This is a genomic window from Haloprofundus sp. MHR1 (assembly GCF_005155585.1).
Lineage (GTDB): Archaea > Halobacteriota > Halobacteria > Halobacteriales > Haloferacaceae > Haloprofundus > Haloprofundus halophilus.
In genome coordinates this window covers 628,799-646,596 of record NZ_CP039833.1, presented here as the reverse complement: position 1 = coordinate 646,596, position 17,798 = coordinate 628,799, and the positions used below count along the sequence as shown (strand labels likewise).

21 protein-coding genes and 1 pseudogene are annotated in these 17,798 nt (G+C 67.7%); 11 read left to right on the top strand and 11 right to left on the bottom strand.

Translation table 11 applies throughout. The annotated features are described in order from the left end of the window. The first annotated feature begins 1 nt into the window (after window position 1). The 7 genes from FCF25_RS03200 to FCF25_RS03170 all read left to right on the top strand — a co-directional run bounded on the left by FCF25_RS03200 (window position 2) and on the right by FCF25_RS03170 (window position 6,797). Window positions 2–2,077, top strand: a complete 2,076-nt coding sequence (locus FCF25_RS03200) for a prolyl oligopeptidase family protein (protein ID WP_137047304.1) — start codon at window positions 2–4, stop codon at window positions 2,075–2,077. A gap of 76 nt (window positions 2,078–2,153) precedes the next feature. Then, window positions 2,154–2,537 (top strand): hypothetical protein, encoded by a 384-nt coding sequence (locus FCF25_RS03195; protein ID WP_117594729.1) that lies wholly within the window; start codon window positions 2,154–2,156, stop codon window positions 2,535–2,537. Further along, window positions 2,534–3,511 (top strand): alpha/beta hydrolase, encoded by a 978-nt coding sequence (locus FCF25_RS03190; protein ID WP_137047303.1) that lies wholly within the window; start codon window positions 2,534–2,536, stop codon window positions 3,509–3,511. The genes FCF25_RS03195 and FCF25_RS03190 overlap by 4 nt, the downstream gene beginning before the upstream one ends. A 176-nt stretch (window positions 3,512–3,687) precedes the next feature. Beyond that, the gene (locus FCF25_RS03185) at window positions 3,688–4,932 is read left to right on the top strand and encodes a TIGR00300 family protein (RefSeq protein WP_137047302.1); all 1,245 of its coding nucleotides are present in this window, start codon (window positions 3,688–3,690) and stop codon (window positions 4,930–4,932) included. Window positions 4,933–5,097: 165 nt separating this feature from the next. Then, window positions 5,098–6,111: a PGF-CTERM sorting domain-containing protein gene (locus FCF25_RS03180; RefSeq protein WP_137047301.1), complete on the top strand. Its 1,014-nt coding sequence runs from the start codon at window positions 5,098–5,100 to the stop codon at window positions 6,109–6,111. A gap of 29 nt (window positions 6,112–6,140) precedes the next feature. After that, entirely contained in the window at window positions 6,141–6,443 is a 303-nt protein-coding gene (locus FCF25_RS03175) for a hypothetical protein (RefSeq protein WP_137047300.1), read from the top strand. An 87-nt stretch (window positions 6,444–6,530) separates the two neighbouring features. Further along, on the top strand, window positions 6,531–6,797 hold the full coding sequence (locus FCF25_RS03170; RefSeq protein ID WP_117594724.1) for a hypothetical protein: 267 nt from the start codon (window positions 6,531–6,533) through the stop codon (window positions 6,795–6,797). Between the two features lie 6 nt (window positions 6,798–6,803). Here the strand turns inward: FCF25_RS03170 and FCF25_RS03165 are convergent, their stop codons facing one another. Together FCF25_RS03165 and FCF25_RS03160 are read right to left on the bottom strand one after the other, a co-directional pair. After that, window positions 6,804–7,628: a ZIP family metal transporter gene (locus FCF25_RS03165; protein ID WP_137047299.1), complete on the bottom strand. Its 825-nt coding sequence runs from the start codon at window positions 7,626–7,628 to the stop codon at window positions 6,804–6,806. Between the two features lie 97 nt (window positions 7,629–7,725). Continuing rightward, the gene (locus FCF25_RS03160) at window positions 7,726–8,418 is read right to left on the bottom strand and encodes an SDR family NAD(P)-dependent oxidoreductase (protein WP_137047298.1); all 693 of its coding nucleotides are present in this window, start codon (window positions 8,416–8,418) and stop codon (window positions 7,726–7,728) included. 92 nt (window positions 8,419–8,510) lie between these two features. On the opposite strand from FCF25_RS03160, the gene FCF25_RS03155 reads away from it, so the two are divergent. From FCF25_RS03155 to cruF, 4 genes and pseudogenes are all read left to right on the top strand, one after another. Continuing rightward, complete coding sequence (locus FCF25_RS03155; RefSeq protein ID WP_117594721.1) at window positions 8,511–8,945, top strand: hypothetical protein; 435 nt, start codon at window positions 8,511–8,513, stop codon at window positions 8,943–8,945. Between the two features lie 99 nt (window positions 8,946–9,044). After that, a pseudogene (locus tag FCF25_RS03150) lies at window positions 9,045–10,649 on the top strand (phytoene desaturase family protein); the annotation flags it as partial. A 131-nt stretch (window positions 10,650–10,780) separates the two neighbouring features. Continuing rightward, window positions 10,781–11,614 carry a prenyltransferase gene (locus tag FCF25_RS03145; RefSeq protein ID WP_137047296.1) on the top strand — a complete coding sequence of 278 codons (834 nt, stop codon included), beginning with the start codon at window positions 10,781–10,783 and terminating at the stop codon, window positions 11,612–11,614. A 4-nt stretch (window positions 11,615–11,618) separates the two neighbouring features. Then, on the top strand, window positions 11,619–12,479 hold the full coding sequence (gene cruF / locus FCF25_RS03140) for a bisanhydrobacterioruberin hydratase (RefSeq protein ID WP_137049346.1): 861 nt from the start codon (window positions 11,619–11,621) through the stop codon (window positions 12,477–12,479). A 37-nt stretch (window positions 12,480–12,516) separates the two neighbouring features. Here the strand turns inward: cruF and FCF25_RS03135 are convergent, their stop codons facing one another. The 9 genes from FCF25_RS03135 to FCF25_RS03100 form a co-directional block, all read right to left on the bottom strand. Continuing rightward, on the bottom strand, window positions 12,517–13,470 hold the full coding sequence (locus FCF25_RS03135; protein ID WP_137049345.1) for a phytoene/squalene synthase family protein: 954 nt from the start codon (window positions 13,468–13,470) through the stop codon (window positions 12,517–12,519). Between the two features lie 177 nt (window positions 13,471–13,647). Further along, window positions 13,648–13,821 (bottom strand): HVO_2523 family zinc finger protein, encoded by a 174-nt coding sequence (locus tag FCF25_RS15485; RefSeq protein WP_168191196.1) that lies wholly within the window; start codon window positions 13,819–13,821, stop codon window positions 13,648–13,650. 111 nt (window positions 13,822–13,932) lie between these two features. After that, the gene (locus FCF25_RS03130) at window positions 13,933–14,436 is read right to left on the bottom strand and encodes an uL15m family ribosomal protein (RefSeq protein ID WP_137047295.1); all 504 of its coding nucleotides are present in this window, start codon (window positions 14,434–14,436) and stop codon (window positions 13,933–13,935) included. After that, a complete protein-coding gene (locus tag FCF25_RS03125) occupies window positions 14,436–14,900 on the bottom strand; it encodes a 50S ribosomal protein L30 (protein ID WP_117594715.1) in 465 nt (154 codons plus the stop codon). The genes FCF25_RS03130 and FCF25_RS03125 overlap by 1 nt, the downstream gene beginning before the upstream one ends. Then, window positions 14,900–15,544: a 30S ribosomal protein S5 gene (locus FCF25_RS03120; RefSeq protein ID WP_117594714.1), complete on the bottom strand. Its 645-nt coding sequence runs from the start codon at window positions 15,542–15,544 to the stop codon at window positions 14,900–14,902. Before FCF25_RS03120 ends, FCF25_RS03125 begins: the two co-directional genes overlap by 1 nt. After that, window positions 15,541–16,095, bottom strand: coding sequence for a 50S ribosomal protein L18 (locus FCF25_RS03115; RefSeq protein ID WP_117594713.1), 555 nt, complete (start codon window positions 16,093–16,095; stop codon window positions 15,541–15,543). Before FCF25_RS03115 ends, FCF25_RS03120 begins: the two co-directional genes overlap by 4 nt. After that, entirely contained in the window at window positions 16,096–16,557 is a 462-nt protein-coding gene (locus FCF25_RS03110; RefSeq protein WP_117594712.1) for a 50S ribosomal protein L19e, read from the bottom strand. It abuts the gene before it with no gap. Continuing rightward, complete coding sequence (locus tag FCF25_RS03105; protein WP_117594711.1) at window positions 16,554–17,261, bottom strand: 50S ribosomal protein L32e; 708 nt, start codon at window positions 17,259–17,261, stop codon at window positions 16,554–16,556. The genes FCF25_RS03110 and FCF25_RS03105 overlap by 4 nt, the downstream gene beginning before the upstream one ends. After that, window positions 17,262–17,798 carry a 50S ribosomal protein L6 gene (locus tag FCF25_RS03100; RefSeq protein ID WP_117594710.1) on the bottom strand — a complete coding sequence of 179 codons (537 nt, stop codon included), beginning with the start codon at window positions 17,796–17,798 and terminating at the stop codon, window positions 17,262–17,264.

Below are 17,798 nucleotides of genomic sequence, written 5' to 3'. Positions count from 1 at the left end.
TATGCACGAACCTCCGCAGACGCCGCGCCGTGAGGTGGTCGACACCCTCCACGGCGAGGAGGTTACCGACCCCTACCGCTGGTTGGAAGCCGAGTCTGCCGAAGTCAGCGAGTGGGTCGAACGACAGAACGCCTACGCCGAGTCTATGCTGGACGTTCCGGCGAGACGCGTTCTCGAAGCGCGGTTCGACGAACTCGCTCGCGTCACCGACTACGAGGCGGTGCGGCCCGCGGCCGGCCGCTACTTCCAGCGCGTGAAAGCCCACGACGACGAACAGCCGGTGTTGTGCGTCCGGGACTCGCTCGACGGCGACCGACGGACGCTCGTCGACCCCAACGAGTGGTCCGACGACGGCACCGTCTCGATGGACTGGTTCGTCCCGCACCCCGACGGCGAGTTCCTCGCCTACGGCGTCGCTACCGGCGGCGACGAGCAGTACGACGTTCGTATCATCGACGTCGTCTCCGGCGACCTGGTCGACGAACTCGTCGGCGTCGGGCGCATCTCCGCGACCGGTTTCGCGTGGACCGCCGACGGCTTCTACTACGTCTCTACCGGCACCCGAGAGGGAGACGGCGTCCGACAACTCGACAAAGAGATCAGACACCACGTGCTCGGGTCGCCGAGCGACACCGACGCGCTCGTCGTCGACGACTTCGAAGAGCAGGTCTGGCCCGTGCTCGAAACCGACGACGACGTCCTCGTCGTCCAGTACTACGAGGGCTGGGACCGCTCCGAGGTGTACGCGCTCGACGAGACGCCGGACGCCGGACGCACCGAACCGGTGGACCTCGTCCCCGTCGTCACGGAGTTCGACGCGACGTTCGAGCCGACGCTCCGCGACGGCTACCTCTACTTGCTCACCGACTTCGACGCGCCGCGTTCCCGACTGCTCGGCTGCGACGTGGAGACGGCGCTCTCTGGCGACGCACACCCCGACGAGATGGACGTCGTCGTCCCCGAACACAAGGAGATTCTCCGCGACATCGCCCTCGGCGACGACCGAATCGTCGCCCACTACCACCGAAACGCGCACTCGGCGCTGTCGACGTTCACCCGCGACGGCGAGCGCGTCGGTCGCATCGACCTCCCCGAGTACGCCGCCGTCGCCGGGACGTACGCGTGGAACGGCGAGCTGTTCTACACCGTCGAGTCGTTCGAACGACCGCCGCGGGTCTGCTGTGCGGACCTCGAAACCGAGGAAACGCGCACGCTCGACGAACCCGAGGTCGGAATCGAAGCCGACCTTGAGGTGAAACAGGAGTGGTTCGAGTCCGCCGACGGCACGCGCATCCCGGCGTTCGTCGTCCACCGCTCGGACCTCGACCTGGACGGCGACAATCCGACGGTTCTGACGGGCTACGGCGGCTTCCGAGTCAACCGCACGCCGACGTTCAACCGTTTCGCCGTCCCGTTTCTCGAAGCGGGCGGCGTCTACGTGTCGGCGACGCTGCGCGGCGGCGCGGAGTTCGGGGAACAGTGGCACGAGGCGGGTCGACGCGGGAACAAACAGAACGTGTTCGACGACGCCACCGCCGTCGCCGAGGGCCTCGTCGAGCGCCGGTACACGAACCCGGACCGCCTCGCCGTCTCCGGGGGCTCTAACGGCGGCTTGCTCGTCGGTGCGCTCATCACGCAACGCCCGGACCTCTTCGGCGCGGCGCTGTGTCTCGTCCCGCTGTTGGACATGCTGCGCTTCCACAACTTCCTGCTCGGTCCGTCGTGGACGACGGAGTACGGCAGCCCCGACGACCCCGTCGACTACGAGTACATCCGCGCGTACTCGCCGTACCACAACGTCGAGCGGACCGAGTACCCGGCGACGCTGTTCACGACGGCGGCCGGCGACACCCGCGTCCACCCGAGCCACGCCCGGAAGATGACCGCGCGACTGCAGGCGGCCAACACCGGCGACGAACCGGTGTTGCTCCGCACCGAGGAGAAAGCGGGACACGGCCTCGGCAAACCCACCTCGATGTACGTCACCGAACAGGCCGAGCAGTGGGGCTTTCTCTGTCGCTCCCTGGGGCTCGACGCCGACGACCTGCGGTCGACGGAGCGGCCGCCGTCGGCGTAGTCGCCGGTCGGGTTCTACCCCGAACCGAACTGTCCGCGCGGCAAGCGTTTAGCCCCCCGCGCTCGTATCCCGTCCTATGACCGACCCGAGCGTCATCGAGGAGGAACTCCGGGGCAACGGAATCAGCGTCGAATCGGTGGACGTCGACGACGGGGTCGACGAGACCGGCGGCGTCGACCTGACGTACATGACGGCGTTCCCCGCCGCCCACGTCAATCGCCGCGAAGTCGGCCAGGCACTGACCGCCTTCATCGACCTCGCGCGGGAGGGCGCGTGGAGCCCCGAACCGGTCCGCGCGACGTCGATTCGAATCGACGACGACGTGCAGGGTCGCTGGCGGGTCGAAGCCGGCTGGTTCGAGGACTACCTCTCGTACAACCTCTCCGACGAGGACTTCTCGGAACTCGTCCTCGACACGCTCGAAGAGGAGCCGTCGATGTTCGCCGGAGGCGACAGATGAGCCGAGAGGAGAGCGCGTGGCGACACCGCGAAGGCGTCGACGCGACGACGGGCGAGCAGCGTCGTCCCTCCCGCTACGAGTTCTCGACGGTCAGCGTCCGATTCGACAGCGACGACGAGCGCTGCGTCGGGACGTTGTACCGCCCGGACCGACCGAAGAACCCGCCGCTGGTTCTGATGGCGGCCGGGTTCGGCTCCGACCGCGAGTTCGGCCTCCCCGTCTACGCCGAGCGGTTCGCGGAGCGAGGCTACGCCGTCTTCCTCTTCGACCACCGCCACTTCGGCGACAGCGAGGGGATGCCGCGAAATCTGGTCAGCCCCGCGAAGCAGATCGCCGACTGGCGGGCGGCCATCGAACGGGCCGACGAGTTAGACGGCGTCGACGCGGACCGACTCGTCCTCTGGGGGTCGTCGTTCGCGGGCGGTCACGTCCTGGAGGTCGCGGCGGGCGAACCGCACGTCGCGGCGGTCGTCTCGCAGGTTCCGTTCGTCGACGGCCGGTCGATGACGCTCGGCAAGGGCCTGAAGTTCGCCGCCAAGTCGCTGCCGCTGGCGCTCGCCGACAAACTCCTCTCGTTCGTCGGACGCTCGAAGACGGTTCCCGTCGTCGGCACCCCCGAGGAGTTCGCCGTCATCAACGAACCGGGCGCGAAGACGGGCTTCTTTGACCTCGTGCCGTCGGGCTCGGACTGGGAGAACGAGACGCCCGCGCGGGTGTTCCTCTCGATTCCGGGCTACCGACCCGGGACGAAAACCGACGAGGTCCACTGTCCGACGCTCGTCGTCGCGGGCGAACACGACGAACTCGTCTCGCTCTCGGACGTCGAGAGCGCCGCGTCGAAGCTCCCCAACGGGACGTTCCTCCGACTTCCGGTGGGGCACTTCGACGTCTACGGCGGGGAGACGTTCGAGGAGGCGCTGGCCCACCAGTTCGCCTTCCTCGACCGCGTCGTCGGCGACCCGGCGGACGACTGATGGCGGAAGCGGACGACTGATGGCGGAAGCGGACGACTGACGCCAGACGGTGGAGGCGGACGGCGACCGGCGCCAACTGACGGCGAGAGCGGACGACCGACGACCCGGCTCACCGCTCGCGTCGCAAGCTTCCCCCGCGACGCAACTCTCTTTTCGGTCTCCCGCGTCTCTCCGCTATGACCGTCTCCCGCACCGTGGAACTGGAGGGCCACATCATCGACTCGGGGATGATGGGCCAGTGTTTCGGCATCGTGATGGACCTCGGCGGCTCGTTCGAGGTCGAGGAGTTCGAGGTCGGCCGCCACAAAGACGCCACCACCTACTGCCGGATGCGCGTCTCCGCCGACACCGAAGGCGACCTGCAGACCATCGTCCACGAACTCCACCAGAACGGCGCGAACCCCGCCGACCCGCGCCCGGCCTCGGTCGAACCCGCCCCCGACGACCGGGTCGTCCCCGCCGGCTTCTACTCGACGACGAACCACCCGACCGAGGTGTTCTACCGCGACGAGTGGATTCCCGTCGACGACATCGAGATGGACTGCGCCGTCGTGATAGAGGAGGGTGCGGACGGCGAACGCAGCGCCCGGACGAAAGTGCTGAACGCGATTCGGGAGGACGACCTCGTCGTCGTCGGCGAGTCGGGAATCAGGGTCAAGCCGCCGGAGCGCCCCCGCGACGCCTCCGGGCCGTTCGGCTTCATGCAGGGCGGCGTCTCCTCGGAGCGCCCCTCCGAGTCGCTCATCCGCGAAGTCGCCGAGGCGCTCGTCGAGACGAAGCGCGACGGCGGCAACGTGCTCGTCGTCGCCGGGCCGGCGCTCATCCACTCGGGCGCGGGCGACGCGCTCGCGGACCTCGTCCGCGAGGGGTTCGTCGACGGGCTCTCGGCGGGCAACGGCTTCGCCACCCACGACATCGAACGCGGCCTCTACGGCACCTCCCTCGGCATGGACATGGAGACGATGGAGCACCCCCGAAAAGGGCACAAACACCACATCTACACCATCAGCGAGGTCATCCGCGCGGGCGGTATCCCCGAGGCCGTCGACGCCGGACTCATCCAGGAGGGCGTGATGTACGAGTGCGTCCGGAACGACGTGAGCTACGTGCTCGCGGGCTCCATCCGCGACGACGGCCCGCTGCCGGACACCATCACCGACGCCGTCGAGGCGCAGAACGCCATCCGCGAGCAGGCCCACGAGGCCGACCTCGTGTTGATGCTCTCGACGCTGCTTCACTCGGTCGCCGTCGGTAACTGCCTCCCCTCGACGACGAAAACCGTCTGCGTCGACATCAACCCCGCGACGGTCACCCAGTTGCTCGACCGCGGGTCGTCGCAGGCCATCGGCATGGTGACCGACATCGGGACGTTCGTCCCGACGCTCGCCGAGAAAGTGTTCGAAGCCGAGGCCGAGCAGTAGCGCCGGAGGCGGGGCCGAGAGACGAGTCCAGTATCCCAACCGAGCAGCGTCCGAAACCGAAGTCGAGCGGTCGCCCGCCCGAGACGCCACCCGGGTTCGTGCCTTCTTCTCTTTTCACGCCGGAACTACACAAAACATTTAACTTCGGCACGTAACCGCCGTGACATGAACCGTGAAACGACGTTCGTCGCCGCGGCCGCCGTCGTGGCCGTGGTGTCGCTCGTCGCCGCCGCGGTGGTCCCCGGTGCCCTCGCCGACCCGACCGACGACGGGCCGCTCCGTCCCGGCCCCGTCCAGGTCGAGGAGGTCCCCATCACGCCCGGCGCTGTGACGGGTGAGACGGCCACGCTGGCCGTCGAAACCAGACTCGAACACCGAGGCAACCCCACCGACAACGTGACCGTACTGTTCCGCGCCATCGACAGCGAGTCGAACCTCGTCGAGACGAGTCGCACCGTCGACGTCGGCGAACTGACGGGCGACCGCGAGACGCCCGTTCGCGCGAATCTCACCGTCGCCCGCGAGGGCGGTTACGAGATAGAGACCGTCGTCTTCCGCGACGGCGAACGCGTCGACACCGCCAGTCGGCGCGTCAGCGGCCTCGAAGCGCTCACCCCCGCCTACGCGCGGTCGAACGTCGAGTTCGCCGAGTCGACGGGGCTGCAACCCGTCTCCGTCTCGGTCGGTTCCGCCGACGGCGACCAGGTGACACTGGACCTCTCGGCGGCGCTGACGAACGGCGGCGACGCGCCGACCGGCGACCTCGAAGTGACGTTCGTCGTCCGGCAGGCCGAGTCGAACGTCGTCGCCGACCGGGTCACGGTCCCCGTCGACGAGATCCGCGCCGGGCGAACCTCGACCGCCGACGCCTCCGTGACGGTGCCCGCAGAGTACAACTACTACGTCGACGCCATCCTCTGGCGCGACGACGTCCACGTCGACTCCGCACAGAGCGTGGCGAATCTCGACCCGACCGAGCGCATCAGCGCGGACGTCACCGAACAGGAAGTCGAGTTCGAGGTGGAGGACTTCGAGTCCGACGACGAGGAGCCGCCCGCCGCCGAAGACGGCGGCGTGAACAGGGGAACCACGCAGTCCGACACGCCCGGGTTCGGCGTCGTCGTCGCCGTCGTCGCCCTGCTCTCGACGGCGCTTTTCGCCCGGAGGCGCTCGGAATGAACGCGAACGACGAACCGACGACTACAGCGATGAACACAGACACCAGCGCGACAGCACGAACCGACGGCGGAACGACGAACAGCAAGACGAATCCGAGCGACGACCGCGACCGGTCGGGTCGAGACGTGCGGACGCTCATCAACTACGCCGCACTGGCCGTGTTGGTGCTGTTCGCGCTCGTCACCGCGGTCCAACTGTACACCGCAGTCGGCGGCGTCATCGACCGCTGGGTCGCCCCCGACTACCGCATCTTCTTCCGCGCGGCGTTCAACCTCGTCGTGCTCCTGCTCTGCGTCGGCGGCATCTCGCTGCAACTGCGGCGATTGGACTGACGGCGTCGACTCCGACGCGTCTCCGGTTACGTCGCCGACACGAGACGGTTCAGAAGGCCTATGAGTGGGCCGCCGACCCAAACCACCATGGACCCGACGACGGGGGCGATGGACCCGAAGACGAAGCGACAGCACGAGTGCGCTATCGCCGTCCCCAGAACGGAGAGAGACGCCGCAGTCGAACTGATTCGAGACGACATCCTCTCGGAACTCACCGAGGAGTGTCCCGAGTGCGGGCACTACGCGACGCTCTCGACGTACGAACCGACGTTCTTCGAGGGGCGCGACCCCGAGAAAATCTCGGTGGCGTTCACCTGCCCCTCCTGCGAGTGGCCCATCGGCCTCAACCTCTGATTCGGTTCACAGCGCGACCCACGCGGCGAAGACGACGAGGCCGCCGAGACTCGTACTGACGACGGCGTGCAGCCGGAGTCGGTCGAGCAGCGCGTGGGCGTCGCCCTCGACGCTGAGCGTCTCGTGAATCTCGCTGCCGAGTTCGCAGCGGGGCAGGAAATCCATCGCCACGTGGAGGAAGACGCCCGCAGCGAACCCGAAGACGACACCCCGGACCGCGGCCGTCGCCGGGAGGACGACGACGCTCGACAGGATGGCCGCGAGACCGACGCCCGCCGCGGGCAGCAGCAGCACCGACCACTCCCGACCGGCGCGGCGCAGTCGCGTCGCGGCGGCGTACCCCGCCGGCCCCTTGTGCGAGACGATGGCCAGTCCGAGCGTCAGGCCGACCTCCATGTTGCCGTAGACGATGCCGATGATAGCGCCCGCCGAGAGCGCGTGCGCCGATAGCTCCGTCGCGGTTCGGTCCAACGGGAAGTCGAGATGGGCGAGGCGGTGGCCGACTGTGTGCGAACCGAAGCCGACCAACAGTCCGAGTGCGACGCCGAAGCCGCCGTACTGGGGAACCTCGCCGCTGACGCCGATGGCCTGCGGGAGCAGGAACACCGCCGCGCTGGTTATCATCGCGCCGCTGGCGAGGCCGTAGCCCCAGACGAGAACGTCCGCTCGCTCGTCGGTCCGCCGCGCGCCGAACCACCCCGCGACGGCCATCGCCAGAAACGCCACCCACGAGATGACGAGGAGGTCTCTCGCTCCGCGTTGGAGCGCGACGGCCGAGAGAGCGACCAGCAGCGCGACCGAACCGATGCCTATCGCCGAGCGTCGTTGCACGTTGTGAACTGGACGGCTCGGATTAATATGGTCGTCGGTCCGCGGACAGATTCCTCCACGACGGACCGCTTCCAGCCGCCTTCGGTGTGAATCGGGTCTACCTCGTCGCCTCCTTCCACGTCCGGAGGTCGAGAATCTCCCCGTCGAGTTCGCTCGCATCCGCTTCCGTCGCCGCCCAGACGAACATCGACGCCGCGTCGTCGGGGTCGCGGCCCCGTCCGTCGGTGAGGTCGGTGGCGACGAGGCCGGGGTCGACGACGCCGACGGTCTGTGAGAGGTCGGCGGCGAATCCGCGCGCCAACGCCTCGGCGGCGGCTTTCGAGACGGCGTACGAACCCATCCCGGCTTTCGCCTCGCGGGCGACTGACCCGGACGGGACCAGCACACGGGCGTCGTCGGCCATGTGTGGGACTGCCTCTTTGACCGCCGCGAACACGCCGCGGACGTTCGTCCGCATCGTGTCGTCGAAGCGCGCGTACGACTCCTCGGCGGTCGGCATCTCGCCGGGCGTTCCGTGGCTGACGCCCGCGCACGCGACGAGGACGTCTATCGGCCGACCCTCCCGCGCCGCGCGCTCCATCAGACGCTCCACGTCGAACTCGTCGCGCACGTCGGCTCGCTGGGTGAGTATCGCGCCGCCGCTCTCGTCGACCGCTGCCGCGAGTTCGTCCAGCGCCTCGTCGTCGCGGGCGCAGGCGACGACGCGTGCGCCCTCCGCGGCGAACGCTGCGGCGACGCTGCGACCGATTCCCCGACTCGCACCCGTGACGACGACCGTCGTATCGTCCATACCCTCGGTTAGGGCGAATCCGACCTAAAGGTGCGTCTCCTCGCCCGAGCGGAAGCGTACAGACTTTTGTCGGTGGCTGTCTCTGTGGGAGTATGACACACGGTTCCGATGTCGTGACGTTCGACGCGGACGCTGCGCTCGGGGCGGCCCGGGAAGCCGTCGACGGGCCGCTCTACTCGTTCGCCGTCTACACGCCGGACGTGTACGAACTGCTCCACGTCGAAGACGCTACACAGACGTTCTACCGTGACCGCGAGCAGATGGTCGCTCACTTCGACCAGATACACAGCTACGCCGGTATCGACTTCGCGGAGATAGACCTCCTCACCGAGGAGCTGTTCCCCGTCGCCGACCGCGTGAACTACGTCACGACGGCGATGGACTACCTGAAGTTTCTCCGCATCTACTTCGACCAAGAGGGTATCTTTCTCGCGCTCTCGCCGGACGAAGCAGTGACGGCCGTCGTCGAAGCCGTCGAAGCCGCCGTCGACGGGACGACAGTCGACCCCGAAGACGCGGAGCCGTAGTTCGACGGTAGCCCGCCGTCGAGAGCGGTCGACGACGACAGACTGCGAGACAGTGACACAGTCAGTCGTTTTATGCTCCGAACGCCCCTAGTGCGTGTCATGACCTTTCCAACGAACGGCGACGGCACCGGCGACGCCGTCGGCGACGTCGAGGCGGACACCCCGGCCGCGGACGTCGGGCGACGGTTCGGGTCCGGTCTCGACGGCGACCGCGAGGGCGTCCGCGAGGCGCTGTCGGCGCTGTCGGGCCAATCCGTCGTCGTCGTCGGCAGCGGCTTCGGCGGTCTCTCGACGGCCTGCTACCTCGCCGACGCCGGAGCCGACGTCACTGTGTTGGAGAAAAACGAGCAGCTCGGCGGGCGCGCCAGCCGTCTGGAGGCCGAGGGGTTCCGCTTCGACATGGGGCCGTCGTGGTATCTGATGCCCGACGTGTTCGAGGACTTCTTCGGCTACTTCGGGAAGCGACCCACCGAGTACTACGACCTCGAACGGCTCGACCCTCACTATCGGATTTTCTTCAAAGACGGCGACCGCGTGGACCTCGTCCCCGACATGGAGACGAACAAACTGCTGTTCGACTCCTACGAGGAGGGCGCGGGTGAGACGCTCGCACGCTACCTCGAGAAGTCCGAGCGCAACTACCGCATCGGGATGGAGCACTTCGTCTACAAAGACCGTCCCCGCCTCCGCGACTACGTCGACACCGACGTGCTCCGGCACGCGTGGGGGCTCTCGCTCGTCGGGTCGATGCAGGGCCACGTCGAGGAGTACTTCGACAACCCGAAGCTCCAGCAGATAATGCAGTACACGCTGGTGTTTCTCGGCGGCGCGCCGTCGAACACGCCGGCGCTGTACAACCTCATGAGCCACGTCGACTTCGAACTCGGCGTCTACTACCCCGACGGCGGCTTGGGTGCCGTCGTCGACGCGATGGTCGACCTCGGCGAGGAACTCGGCGTCACCTTCCACACCGGCGACGCCGTCACCGAAATCCGAGGACGCGAGGGCGGGTTCGTCGTCCGCACCGAGTCGGGCGAGGAGTATCTCTCGGACCTCGTCGTCTCCGACGCCGACTACGCGCACACCGAACAGGAACTCCTCCCGCCGGAGAAGCGACAGTACGACGCCGACTACTGGGACTCCCGAACCTACGCCCCGTCGGCGTACCTCCTCTATCTCGGCGTCGAGGGCGACGTCGAGGAACTGGCCCACCACACGCTCGTCCTCCCCACGGACTGGGAACCGCACTTCGACACCATCTTCGGCGACCACTCGTGGCCCGACGACCCGGCGTACTACCTCTGTGTCCCCTCGAAGACCGACGACTCGGTCGCCCCCGAGGGCCACAGCAACCTGTTCGTCCTCGTTCCCATCGCCGCCGGACTGGAGGACACCCCCGAACTCCGCGAGTCGTTCCGCGAACTCGTTCTCGACGACGTCGCCGAGAACACCGGCGTCGACCTGCGCGACCGAATCGTCTTCGAGAAGTCGTTCTGCGTCGACGACTTCGCGGAGCGCTACAACAGCCAGCAGGGGACGGCGCTCGGGATGGCACACACGCTCCGCCAGACCGCCCTGCTCCGCCCGCCGCACCGCTCGAAGGAGGTGTCGGGACTGTACTTCACGGGGTCGTACACGACGCCCGGCATCGGGGTGCCGATGTGTCTCATCAGCGGCCGACTCACCGCCGAGTCGATGGCGAAGCACTCGGGGCGCGAGGAGCCGCGGCCGCCGGTCGAGGACGAGACGGTCCGGGCCGACGGGAGCGTGACCGAGTCCGGCGGTGCCGACGACGAGACGACACGCCGAGAGCAGGCGAGTCGAACGGACGACTGATGGGTCGCCTCGGCTACCTGCTGAAGCTCTCGCGCCCGCGCTTCTGGTTCTACCTCGCGGGCCCCGTCGTCGTCGGCGTCGCCTTCGCCGCCGAGTCGGTTTCGGACCTGTTCGCCCCCCTCGCGCTGGCGCTGTTCGGCTACTTCCTCGTCCCGGCGAACGTGTTCCTGTACGGCGTCAACGACGTGTTCGACGCCGAAATCGACGCCGAGAACCCGAAGAAGGAGGACAGGGAGGTCAGATTCGGCGGCGACCCCGTCGTCGTGGCCGTCGTCGTCGCCTCCGGACTCGCGGGGCTGGCGCTGTTCGCCGTGACCCCGCGAGTGGCGTGGGTCTGGCTGGCGGCGCACTTCCTTCTCGCCGTGGAGTACAGCGCGCCGCCGCTTCGGTTCAAGACCAAGCCGCTCTTAGACTCCGTCTCGAACGGGCTGTACGTCCTACCGGGCGTCGCCGCCTACGCCGCCGTCGCGGGCGAACAGCCGCCGCTCGCGGCAGTCCTCGGCGGCTGGCTCTGGACGATGGGGATGCACACGTTCTCGGCGATCCCCGACATCGAACCCGACCGCGAGGCGGGCATTCGGACGACTGCGACCGTGCTCGGCGAGACGCGGACCTACGCGTACTGCGCGGGGTGTTGGCTCGCGGCGGCGCTCGCGTTCGGTCTGGTCGACGTCCGCATCGGTCTGTTGCTCCTGGCGTATCCGGTCGTCGTCTTCGCCATCTATCTGTCCGACGTGGACGTCTCGCGGGCGTACTGGTGGTACCCGGCGCTGAACACGGGTGTCGGGATGGTGCTCACGATGGGCGCACTCTGGAGGTTGCTGCGTGGCTGATTCGATGTCGACGGTCTCCGAGTACGTTCCCTCGAACCGCACGGAGATGGAGGCCCGTCTCGACCGTCTGGTCCGCGAGAACCGCTTCACAATCTCCGTGGTGTTCCCGGTCGTCGGCGGCGTGCTGCTCGTCGCCAGTCGACTCGAACTGCTCCCGCCGCCCTTGGCGTTCAACGCCCTCCTCATCCTCCTCGGGACGTTCGTGATGCGCTCGCCGCTCGTCGTCGGCACGCTCCCGCTGTTCGACCGTCGGGCCGTCGTCGGCGTCTCGGCGCTCGCGCTGTACGCCTACGCCATCGAGTACACCGGCGTCGAGACGGGGTGGCCCTACGGCGAGTTCTACTACGGCGTCGACCTCGGGCCGACAGTCGAGGGGATTCCGCTGGGGCTCCCTATCTTCTTTCTCCCGCTGGTGATGAACTCGTATCTGCTCTGTCTGCTGTTGCTCGGCGACCGCGCGGACAACCCGGTCGTCCGCCTCTTTTCGGTCATCGTGACCGTGCTGGCGATGGACGTGGTACTCGACCCCGGTGCCGTCGCGCTCGGCTTCTGGGTGTACCCGGACGTCCCGCCCGGCGGCGGCTTCTACGGCGTCCCGCTGTCGAACTACGCGGGGTGGGTCGTCAGCGCCACCGTCGCCGTCGTCACGCTCGACTGGGCGTTCGACCGCCGGGCGTTGCTCGCGCGACTCTCGCGCTGCGAGTTCATGCTCGACGACCTCGTGAGCTTCGTCATCCTCTGGGGGAGCGTCAACGTCGTCTTCGGCAACTACGTCCCCGCGCTGGTCGCGGTGCTGTTCGGAGTCGGTCTGCTGCGAACCGAGCGGTTCGACGCGGGGCTGCTGCGGCCGTCGTGGCTTCGGTGAGTTCGAACTGGAAGCAGAGGAGAGGAGTGCGGTCCACTCAGCGCGCCGGAAGCCCGTCGTGGCGTCCCGCCCCCGCCGTCGGCGACCCGCGTTTCGACACCGAGCTGACGCGCCAGAACACCGTCTCGGGGTCTTTCGTCCACATCCAGTGGTAGCGGGTGCGGGCGAACAGGCTCAGTTTTCGGAGTCGACTCAACTGCGGCGTCGCCGAGAGCACGTCGTAGTTCCGGTCGCGGATGAGGCGGTGGTGGTCGGCGTACAGCACGGCGGCCAACAGCACCGAGAACTGGCAGTCCTCGGGGAGGTACTTGATGCCGGCGACGCCCTCGCGGTAGAGCGTCTCCGTTCGGTGGAGCTCCGACTCCATGGCGGTGGTGAAGCCCTCGGTGAGCTCGTAGCGCCGGAGCTGCGCCTCCGTCACGCCGTGCTCGTCGAGCGTCGTCTGCGGGAGGTAGATGCGGTCGCGCTCGTCGATGTCCTCGCGCACGTCGCGCAGGAAGTTCGACATCTGGAACGCCTCGCCGAGCTTCGTCGCGTGCGGGAGCGCCCGCTCCTTCTCTTCGGGGTCCATGACGGCGGTCATCATCCGACCGACCGCAGCCGCGGAGCCGTCCATGTACGCCTCCAGTTCGGCGTACGTCTCGTAGCGGCTCTTGGCGATGTCGGTCGCCATCGCGTCGACGAACGTGTTCACGTCCGCGTCGTCGATGCCGTACTCCTCGCGCATCTCCGAGAACGCCGACAGCACCGGGTTGTCGGTCTCCGCCTCCCCGAGCGCCGCGGCGCGGAGCCGTTCGAGTTCCGCGCGCTGTTCTTCGGGGCTCGCGTCGCCGGCGTCGTCGACGACTTCGTCGGCCAGCCGGAAGAACGCGTACAGGACGTACGTCGCGTGGCGAACTCGCTGGGGCAGGAGTCGCGTGGCGAAGTGGAACGTCTTTCCAGTTCGCTGTTGTATTGCTTTGCTCCGGGCGACTTGCTCGTCTCTCACCATGGGCTCGCTTCCCGCGGTTGCCCTGTCCATCGTCTACTCGGGTCACAACAGCGCATGAGCTACCATCTCTAGGGAGTGCAGGCTCATAATCGTTAGTACCGATACAAGTTGGAAACCAGTCGGCGCTCCTCCTCTCGTCGCTCGGTTGGCCGCCGCCGCGGCACCGACGGGACCTGGCTACCAGAACGTGTCGCTGCAGTCGTAAACGACGCCGTGGGTCGGACAGACGTACTTGCAGTGGCGGTGCTGCATCGACGCGCCGCAGAACGGACAGGGTCGCCCGCGCGGCGTCTCCTCGGAGTCCGTCTCCGAGCGACTCTGTCGGGTCGACTCCTCGGTCGTCTCGGTCACGGCAGCAGGTCGGCGTGCCAGGGGTTTGATTGTTACTCTCGGCGCGACGTCGTCGACGGCGCAGTCGCTCGCGAGAGCGATAACGCGAGAAATCGCGCGTGGACGACGGAGTTACTCGTCGTCTTCGGCGTCTTCGTCTTCCTCGGCCGCTTCGGCCTCGGCGACGAGATGCTCACCGTACTCGGAGAGGACGGCGCTGCCGCCGTTCTCCTCGAGGTCCTCGACGGCCGTTGACGTGAATGCGTCGGCGACGATGTGCAGTTCGTTGCGGACCTGCCCGCCGCCGAGCACTTTCACGACGTCCGTGTCGCTTCGCGCGTCGACGACGTCTCGGGCGTCGAGACGGTAGCCGTCACCCTCCTCCTCGGCGAGGTCCTCCGCGGCGTAGAGCGCCGCGTCCTCGTCGAGCTTCTGGAGTCGAACCTCGACGACGTCGAGTTGCGTGTCGTCGGGACGGGTGAAGCCGTGTTTGCCGAGCGGTTCGTAGTTGTGGAACTCGTGTTTCGCGCGTCCCGCGCGGCCGCGGCCGCCGCGGTGACCGGCGCCGCGCCGGTTCTTGTGCGTGCCGCCGCCGTGGGTTCGGGAACCGCGCTGTCGACGTTTCTTGGATGTCATTATCGCATCGCCTCCAGGAGTTCGTCGATGTCCTCGGCCTCGTGTTTGCCGAGCTGGCCGCCTTCGGTGGTCGGGTGCTTGAGACCCTTGTGCCCGCCGCGCGGCGGGTGGAGCCGAAGCGACGGGGAGAGACCCTGCTCGCGCAGCGTCGTCTCCTCGTCGACGAGCGCCTCCGCGAGCGCGCCGAGGTCGTCGTAGTCGGTGTTGTCGGCGACGTAGTCGTCGTCGACCGTCGCGTCGCCTTCGAGCGGCTCCGCGCGCTTGCGCAGCAGCGTCTCGACGACGTCGGCGCTCGGTTCGCCGTGTGCGACGTACTCGTTGACTTTCGTCACCATGCCCTCGTAAGTGTCCGTCTCAGGGACGAACGCGCAGTGGTTGACGCCGTGGATGTTGAGCATCTTCAGGGTGTCGTGCACCGCTTCGCTCATGTTGACGTCACCGCGAATCTGAACGACTGCGCGCATCACTCGCTCACCTCTTGCTGGACTTCGCGGGCGTGCCGCGGCGTCCGGGACTGCGAGGCGTTCCGAAGCGCGTTGTACGTCGCCTTCGCGAGGTTGACCGTCGTCCGCGTGTTGCCGTCGGACTTCGTCCACGCGTCCTGCACGCCCGCGAGTTCGAGGATGCTGCGGACGGTGGGCGCGGCCGCGAGGCCGAGACCCATCGGCGCGGGGATGACCTCGACGGTCACCGACCCGGCTTTGCCCTCGGCTTTCCGGGTCAGAGAGTGGGTACCGCCCGCGCGGTCCTCCCACGAACCGGAGCCTCGGTCGACCTTGATGATGTTCAGCTTTGCGACGTCGATGGCCTTCTGGATCGCCGAGCCGACCTGGTCGTCGCGGGCCTCGGCGTAGCCGAGGAACCCGTCGCGGTTGCCGACGGCGACGACGCACCGGAACTTCACCCGGCGGCCGGAGTCGGTCATCCGCTGGACCATGTTGATGTCGAGCACGTCGTCGTCCAGTCCGGGGAGGAGCTGGTCGACGATCTCGGGCTCTTTCAGCGGCAGGCCCGTGTCGAGCGCCTGCTCCATCGACGTGACGTCGTCGTTCTGGACCATTCGGCCGAGGCGCGTTCGCGGCTCCCAGCCGTTGTTGTTTCTGCTCATTCGTCGTCCTGTAGTTGTTCGAGCACGTCGTCGAAGTGCTCGGGTAGTTTCGTGGCGTCGAACTCCCCGCCGTACAGCGGCTCGTCGAGCTGTTCCGCGTACTCGGCGATGTGCTCGCCGCGGTTACGCGACCAGTCGGCCAGCACGCTGTCGTTGTGCGGGATTTCGAGGCCAGCGTCTATCGCTCCTTCCTGAACGGCGAACACCTTGTTGCCGGGCGTCGCCGTGTTCAGGCCGATGTCGAGGACGGCCTCTTCGAGGCCGGCTTCGACCGCTCGCTTGCCGACGAGGTAGCCCGTCAAGTACGCGCTCGGGAGGTTGCCCGTGGGGGCTTCCCAGCCGTACTCGGCGAGTTCCTCGGAGGAAGCGGCGGCGTGTGTGTTGTCGCCGTCGGGTCCGGGGGTTACCAGCTGCGCCCTGACGTGCTTGTTGCTGACGCGGGCTACGAGCCGCGGCTTGCCGGATTTCAACAGGCGCAACCGCTGATGGTAGTCGGTCCGGACCTCGCGACGGCGTCGCATCGGTACCTTGTATCGTGGTCCTGTCGCCATCTATTGGTCCTCCAGTTCGATTTCGTAGTTGTTCCGTGCGTACGCTTCGAGGCGGTCGACGCTGTCGAACTCCCCACCGCTGGCCTTGTTGTACAGCTCGCGGTACTGGGTTCGGTTCAGCGGACCGTCGTCGCGCAGCTCCTTGAGTCGGGCTCGCTGGGCGCGAATCCGGCTCATCCACTCGTCTTTCGAGTCTCGCCGCGCACCGGCTTTCCCTTTGCGGGTGCCGGGGCCGCTGCGGTGGCCGTACTCTCGTTTGGCCTGCCGCTCGCGGGCGCGTCCGCGCGAGTTGGACTTGGCGTCCTTCGCGCGGATGGTGCCACTGTCGACGAGGTCGCGGATGTCCTCGCGCGTGATGGCTTCGGCGATCTCGGCCTGTTCGTCCGGGTCGAACCAGACGCGGCTCTTGCCGACGTCGAGGACGTCGGCGGCCATGCGTCGCTGTGCGCTCAGATCCGTCATTGGTCGACCTCCACTTCGACGTAGGTCGGGTTGAGGACGCGAATCTCGCGGTCCTCACAGACGTCCTCGATGCGCTCGCGCTTGCGAGCGCCGACTTTGCTGGCGATGCGGACGGCCTGCGTGTCGCCGTCGACGTCTTCGAGGTCGCCGACGTTGTGGACGTAGACCTCCTCGAAGCCGCTCGGGTGCAGACCGCGGGCGGCCTTCGGCGTGCGGTAGCCCGCTTCCACCATCGAGCCTTTGCCCTTGATGCCGCGTCGCTGCTTGGAGAGTCCGCCGCGCGGCTTGCGCCACGACTCGGGGACTCGCTTCTTCGCGTGGTACTTCTGGCGGCGGAACGCGGGCATGCCCTCGCGGTGCTTCTGCCCGAGCGCGCGCGCCGTCTCGTCGTCGAGGCTCGGCGTCTTGTCGGCGTGGCCGCGCGGACGGAGCTCCGTCTCGACGTCCTCGTCGGCCTCGTCGGCTTCGGGTTCGCCCTCGTCTTCGACTTCGGCCTCGGTCTCCTCGGAGACTTCGAGTCCGCCGACGTCCGCTTTGATGCGGGCCGCCAGCGCGTTGCCGATGCCTTCGACGTCGGCGAGCTCCGACTGGCTCGCCGCCTTCACGTCCTCGATGGACTCGTAGCCGGCTTCCTGCAGCGCCTCGGCCTTGCTCGGCCCGACGCCGCTGATCTCTTCGAGCGTCTCCGGTTCGTCGTCGGCCATTTATGCACCACCTGCCTGTGGCTTCTCGGTGATGTAGACGCCGTCTTGGAACACGCGGGTGTCCTTGTCGGTGACGCGCGTCAGCTGTTCGATGGACGCGGCGGTCTGCCCGACGGCTTCCTTGTCGGAGCCGGTCAGGATGACCTCCTCGCCGTCGATCTGTACGTCGGTGTCGCCGCGGATCTGCGCGCGGCGCGGTGCCTTCTCACCGAGGAAGTTCTCGATGACCACTTCGTCACCCTCGACGCTGACCTGCATCGGGAAGTGAGCGTAGTAGACCTCCATCCGGTACTCCCAACCGTCGGTGACGCCGTGGAGCATGTTTCGGATGTGGCTCTCGAACGTTCCGATGGTCGCGTTCGTCTTCGCGTTCTCGGCGTCGCTCTCGACGACCACGCGGTCGTCGTCGACGCTGACGGAGACGTTCGGGTACCAGAGTCGTCGCGTGACGGACCCGTTCGGTCCCTCGACGGTGAGGTCGAGGTGGTCTACCTCGGCGGAGGCGTCGTCTGGAATTTCGATTTCGACTCGACTCAT

Coding starts and splice junctions, on each gene's coding strand:
- FCF25_RS03200 (WP_137047304.1), top strand. CDS start 2: ATGCACGAACCTCCGCAGACGCCGCGCCGTGAGGTGGTCGACACCCTC.
- FCF25_RS03195 (WP_117594729.1), top strand. CDS start 2,154: ATGACCGACCCGAGCGTCATCGAGGAGGAACTCCGGGGCAACGGAATC.
- FCF25_RS03190 (WP_137047303.1), top strand. CDS start 2,534: ATGAGCCGAGAGGAGAGCGCGTGGCGACACCGCGAAGGCGTCGACGCG.
- FCF25_RS03185 (WP_137047302.1), top strand. CDS start 3,688: ATGACCGTCTCCCGCACCGTGGAACTGGAGGGCCACATCATCGACTCG.
- FCF25_RS03180 (WP_137047301.1), top strand. CDS start 5,098: ATGAACCGTGAAACGACGTTCGTCGCCGCGGCCGCCGTCGTGGCCGTG.
- FCF25_RS03175 (WP_137047300.1), top strand. CDS start 6,141: ATGAACACAGACACCAGCGCGACAGCACGAACCGACGGCGGAACGACG.
- FCF25_RS03170 (WP_117594724.1), top strand. CDS start 6,531: ATGGACCCGACGACGGGGGCGATGGACCCGAAGACGAAGCGACAGCAC.
- FCF25_RS03160 (WP_137047298.1), bottom strand. CDS start 8,418: ATGGACGATACGACGGTCGTCGTCACGGGTGCGAGTCGGGGAATCGGT.
- FCF25_RS03155 (WP_117594721.1), top strand. CDS start 8,511: ATGACACACGGTTCCGATGTCGTGACGTTCGACGCGGACGCTGCGCTC.
- FCF25_RS03145 (WP_137047296.1), top strand. CDS start 10,781: ATGGGTCGCCTCGGCTACCTGCTGAAGCTCTCGCGCCCGCGCTTCTGG.
- cruF (WP_137049346.1), top strand. CDS start 11,619: ATGTCGACGGTCTCCGAGTACGTTCCCTCGAACCGCACGGAGATGGAG.
- FCF25_RS03135 (WP_137049345.1), bottom strand. CDS start 13,470: ATGGTGAGAGACGAGCAAGTCGCCCGGAGCAAAGCAATACAACAGCGA.
- FCF25_RS03130 (WP_137047295.1), bottom strand. CDS start 14,436: ATGACATCCAAGAAACGTCGACAGCGCGGTTCCCGAACCCACGGCGGC.
- FCF25_RS03125 (WP_117594715.1), bottom strand. CDS start 14,900: ATGCGCGCAGTCGTTCAGATTCGCGGTGACGTCAACATGAGCGAAGCG.
- FCF25_RS03120 (WP_117594714.1), bottom strand. CDS start 15,544: ATGAGCAGAAACAACAACGGCTGGGAGCCGCGAACGCGCCTCGGCCGA.
- FCF25_RS03115 (WP_117594713.1), bottom strand. CDS start 16,095: ATGGCGACAGGACCACGATACAAGGTACCGATGCGACGCCGTCGCGAG.
- FCF25_RS03110 (WP_117594712.1), bottom strand. CDS start 16,557: ATGACGGATCTGAGCGCACAGCGACGCATGGCCGCCGACGTCCTCGAC.
- FCF25_RS03105 (WP_117594711.1), bottom strand. CDS start 17,261: ATGGCCGACGACGAACCGGAGACGCTCGAAGAGATCAGCGGCGTCGGG.
- FCF25_RS03100 (WP_117594710.1), bottom strand. CDS start 17,798: ATGAGTCGAGTCGAAATCGAAATTCCAGACGACGCCTCCGCCGAGGTA.